Annotated in this window: 3 protein-coding genes; 1 reads left to right on the top strand and 2 read right to left on the bottom strand. The window is 69.8% G+C overall.

Features of this window, described 5'->3' with window-relative positions:
* Together J1C73_RS10185 and J1C73_RS10180 are read right to left on the bottom strand one after the other, a co-directional pair.
* A partial coding sequence (locus tag J1C73_RS10185) for an ABC transporter substrate-binding protein (RefSeq protein WP_207316044.1) occupies positions 1 to 1,186 on the bottom strand: 1,186 nt, incomplete at its 3' end.
* 130 nt (positions 1,187 to 1,316) lie between these two features.
* Positions 1,317 to 2,474, bottom strand: a complete 1,158-nt coding sequence (locus J1C73_RS10180) for an ROK family transcriptional regulator (protein WP_241200372.1) — start codon at positions 2,472 to 2,474, stop codon at positions 1,317 to 1,319.
* Positions 2,475 to 2,629: 155 nt separating this feature from the next.
* Between J1C73_RS10180 and J1C73_RS10175 the strand changes: the two genes are divergently transcribed.
* Positions 2,630 to 4,308 (top strand): alpha-galactosidase (locus J1C73_RS10175; protein WP_207316043.1); only part of this gene is annotated, 1,679 nt, incomplete at its 3' end.

Genomic DNA, 4,308 nt, shown 5'->3' with positions numbered 1-4,308 from the left:
TCACCGCGGCCGCGGTGAAGAGGGAGCTCACAGCGCTGTTCCAGGTGCTGGGGTTGTTCCTGCCGTACTTGGTGGCCAGCTCGACGGTCTCCTTGGCGGGTCCCTGGGCGAGCTTGTCGGCGGCGGCGGCGACGGACGTGCGCGGCGGGACGTGCAGGCCGTAGCTCTGCGACCAGTCCGTCTGGAGGTCGGTCTGCTTGATCCAGAGCCACTGGACGAACTTCTTGGCCGCTTCCACGTTCTTGCCCTTGGCGTTGACGCAGGTGCTCCAGCCGCCGACGCGAACCGCGGGCTTGCCGCCGGGCTTGAAGGCGGGCCACGGCATGACGCCGAAGTCGTCGCCGAGCGCGGTCTTGATGGCGGGCATCGACCAGAGGCCGCCCCACTGCATCGGGACGGCGTTCTGGGTGAGGGCGGCGGGGTCCCACCAGTCGGTGGTGAAGCCGAGCAGCAGGGACTTGTCGTCGTGAAGGCGCTTGAGTCCGGCCACGGCCTCGGCGGCCTGGGAGGAGCCGAAGCCCGCCTTGCCGTCGGCGGTGACGAGGTCGCCGCCGTTGGAGAACACGGAGAGGATGGCGCTGTCGCCCAGACCGTCCTGGCCGACGAACAGGCCCTTGGTCTTCTTGGAGCTCAGGGCCTTGGCCGCGTCGGCGAGCGCGTCGAAGCTGTCGGGCGGGGTGATGCCGGCCTTGGAAAGCACGCTCTTGCGGAAGTAGAGCATCATGATGTCGTCGAGCGTCTTGACGCCGTAGAGCTTGCCGTCGACGGTCACCATGTCGCGGGCGCCCTGGTTGAAGTCGGACTTGGCGCTGCCGTAGATGTCGTCCAGCTGGGCTATCTGGCCCTGCCGGGCGAGGCTCTCGCTGAAGTCGCCGATCTCGAAGACGTCCGGGGCGGAGTCGGTGAGAAGGGTCGCGTAGAGCTTGCCGGAGTAGTCGCCGGGGGTCCAGGTGACCTTGACCGCGATGTCCGGGTTGGCCTTGGTGAACGCGGTGGCGTAGCGGGTGAGGGCCTGCTGGGTGCCGGCCTCGCCGTAGGCGTGGGACCAGACGTTCAGGGTGGTCTTCGCCCCGGAGGAGCCTCCGCTGGACGGGTCGGTACTGCAACCGACCGCCGCTCCGGCGACGAACAGGATGGATCCGCCGAGGAATCCTCTGCGACTAAGCTTGGAGCTCCGTGCGCTCACTTCGCGTCCTTCAGGTTGAGAGGGTTGGGTGTACGTGTTGTTGTCCGGCGCAGCCGGTGTCCGGTTGTGCACAGTTGGCAGACGGTGCTGGACATCGGTTGCGGCGGCGGCTCGGGGTGGTGAAGCTCGTTCAGGGGAAGAGGGCCTGGATGCCGACGACGGCGGCGCCGCGGGCCCACTCCTCCCAGGGGAGCGGACGCAGGGTCAGCGGGCATTTCGCCGCTGCTTTGAAGCAGTGCGCTTCGTAGGCGTCCCTGATGTGCATTCCGAAAAGGTCGTAGGTGTCGAGCCCCTCGCCCGTGACGACGACGCGCTCGGGACCTATGAGGTTCACAAGGGTGGCGATGCCGACGCCGATGGCATGGCCGGCCCTCGCGAAGGCGCTCTGCGCGGCGGGGTCTCCGCCACGGGCGAGCTGAACGGCACCGTCGAAGTCCAGGTCCGGGTCGTCGGTGGCGCGGCGGATGGCGGCGAGGACGGCGTCGCTGGAGGCGACGGCCTCGACACAACCGGTCTGGCCGCAGTGACACCGCGGCCCGGCCGGGTCGATGCTGATGTGCCCCATCTCTCCGGCCACGCCGTACGCGCCGGCGACCAGTTCACCGTTGATGACGATCCCGGAGCCGATCCCCGCTCCGATGGTGACCAGTGCGAAGTACTCGGTACCGATGCCCTCACCGAACCAGTGCTCGGCGGCGGTGATGGCCTTGACGTCGTTCTCCACGGTGACGGTCAGGCCGGTCGCCGCGGCGAGGTTATCGGCCAGTGGCACATCGCGCCAATCGGGGAGCACGGAGTAGCGGACACGTCCGCAGGAACGGTCCACGTCGCCGGAGACCGCGACGCCCAGGTGCCGGGTGCGGGCCCGGTACTCGGGTTTCACGTCGAGGAGTTCGGAGACGAGTTCGGCCAGTAGCGCACATACGGCGGCCGGGTCGCGGTCGCCCAGCGGCCGGCTGGCGGTGGTGCGCATCCGCGCCCGCAGGTCGCAGACCGCGCCGAAGAGGGTGTCGGCACTGATCTTCACACCGACGACGAACTCCCGGTCGGGAGTGACGGCCAGCGGGTTCACGGGACGTCCGGCCCCCGGAGCGGTGCGCTCCGGGGGGAGTTCGTGCAGGTAGCCGTCGTCGAGGAGGGGGCGCGCGGCCTTGGTCACAGCGGTCGAGGACAGGCCCGTCCGGCGGGCCAGCTCCACCCGGCTGAGCGGGCTTTCGGCCAACAGCAGGGCGAGGATGGCGGTTTCGGCCGGTGCCGTCACCAGTGGTCGCGAGTGGTTTGGAAACACGGCGGCAACCTACGATAAATAAATAACTTCGTCCAGTATTGATTTTCTCGTTCGAGCGGCCCTACGCTCCGTCCCAACTGCGGCCACTTCAAACATCATTCGATGTTTCCGTTTGCCCGGTCCTCACCGACGCTCGAAACCCCTCGGGATCACCTGTGCCTCCCACGCCCTCATCCGTTTCCTTCGACCCCACCCGCGGGCTGGTGGTCCTGCAGACCCCGAACAGCGTCTACGCCGTACGCATCGGCGCCGACGGCAGCCCCCGGCATCTGCACTGGGGGGAACCGCTCGACACCGACGCCCTCTGCGGACTGCCCGCGGCCGCCTCACCTGCCGCGAGCAGCTTCGAGACAGACCCCGCCCCGGACGAATTGGCCCCGCAGACCGGTGCGCGGTTCGGGCCGGCCGGCCTCCAGGTGCGGTTCGCCGACGGCACCCGCGGTGCCCAGTGGTCCTTCACCGGCCACACGGTCCGGGACGGAGAACTCCGCCTGTACCTGGCCGACCGCCACTACCCGTTGGCCGCCGAACTGGGCTATCGCGTCCGTCCCGGCAGTGACGTCATCGAGCGCTGGGTGGAACTCACCCACACCGGAGCCGACGACTCGGGCCCCATCACCGTCGACCGGCTGGACTCGGCCGCCTGGACGCTGCCAGCACTGCCCGACTACCGGCTCAACCACCTCGTGGGCGGCTGGAACAGCGAGTTCCAGTTGCAGCGCGACCGGCTCCCGGTCGCCGAGACCGTGCTCACCAGCCGCCGGGGCCTCACCAGCCACCACGCCAGCCCCTGGATCGCCCTCGACGACGGCACCGCCGACGAGGAGCACGGCGAGGTCTGGAGCACCGCCCTTGCCTGGAGCGGAAGTTGGCGCATCACCGTGCACCGCGACCCGGTCGGCCGGACCACCTGGACCGGCGGCTTCGGCCACGAAGGACTCAGCTGGACCATCCAGCCCGGCCAGAGCCTGCACACACCCGTCTTCGCCGGCCTCTACACCCCCGACGGCTTCGGCGCCGCCAGCCGCGCCTGGCACGCCCACATCCGTACCGGTGTCCTGCCCGCCCCCGACCGGGACCGGCCCGTCGTCTACAACTCATGGGAAGCCACCGGCTTCGACGTCGACCAGCCCGGCCAGCTGAGCCTGGCCCGGGTGGCCGCACGTCTGGGCGCCGAACTCTTCGTGCTGGACGACGGATGGTTCGGCGGCCGTACCAGCGACCGGGCCGGGCTCGGCGACTGGACGCCCCGGCCCGAGGCGTTCCCCGACGGGCTGCGCCCACTGGCCGACGAGGTGCACCGCCTGGGCATGGCGTTCGGGCTGTGGGTGGAGCCGGAAATGGTCAACCGCGACAGCGACCTCTACCGTGCCCATCCCGACTGGGTCGTCCATGCGGCGACTCGGGACGCGACCGAGCTGCGCAACCAGCTCATGCTGAACTTCGCCTGCCCCGAAGTCGAGGCCTGGGCCCACCGGACCCTGGACCAGCTGGTGCGCGATCACGACGTCGACTGGTTCAAGTGGGATGCCAACCGGGTCGTCACCGAGGCCGGTTGGGCCGGCCATCCGGACCCCGACCGGCTGTGGATCGACCACACCCGCGCCGTCCACCGGATCATGGACCGCCTCCGTGCCGACCACCCCGGCCTTCGCATCGAGGCCTGCGCGGGCGGCGGCGGACGGGCCGACCTCGGCATCCTCGCCCGCACCGACCAGGTCTGGACCTCCGACAACACCGATCCCGTCGACCGGATCAACATCCAGCACGGCTTCAGCCAGCTCTTCCCCGCCCAGGCCATGGCGGCCTGGGTGGGGAAGAGCTGGCTGAAGCC

This window comes from Streptomyces laculatispora, from assembly GCF_017353455.1.
Taxonomy (GTDB): domain Bacteria; phylum Actinomycetota; class Actinomycetes; order Streptomycetales; family Streptomycetaceae; genus Streptomyces; species Streptomyces laculatispora.
The sequence above is the reverse complement of the archived record's forward strand: the minus strand, read 5'-3'. Positions and strand labels throughout refer to the sequence as shown.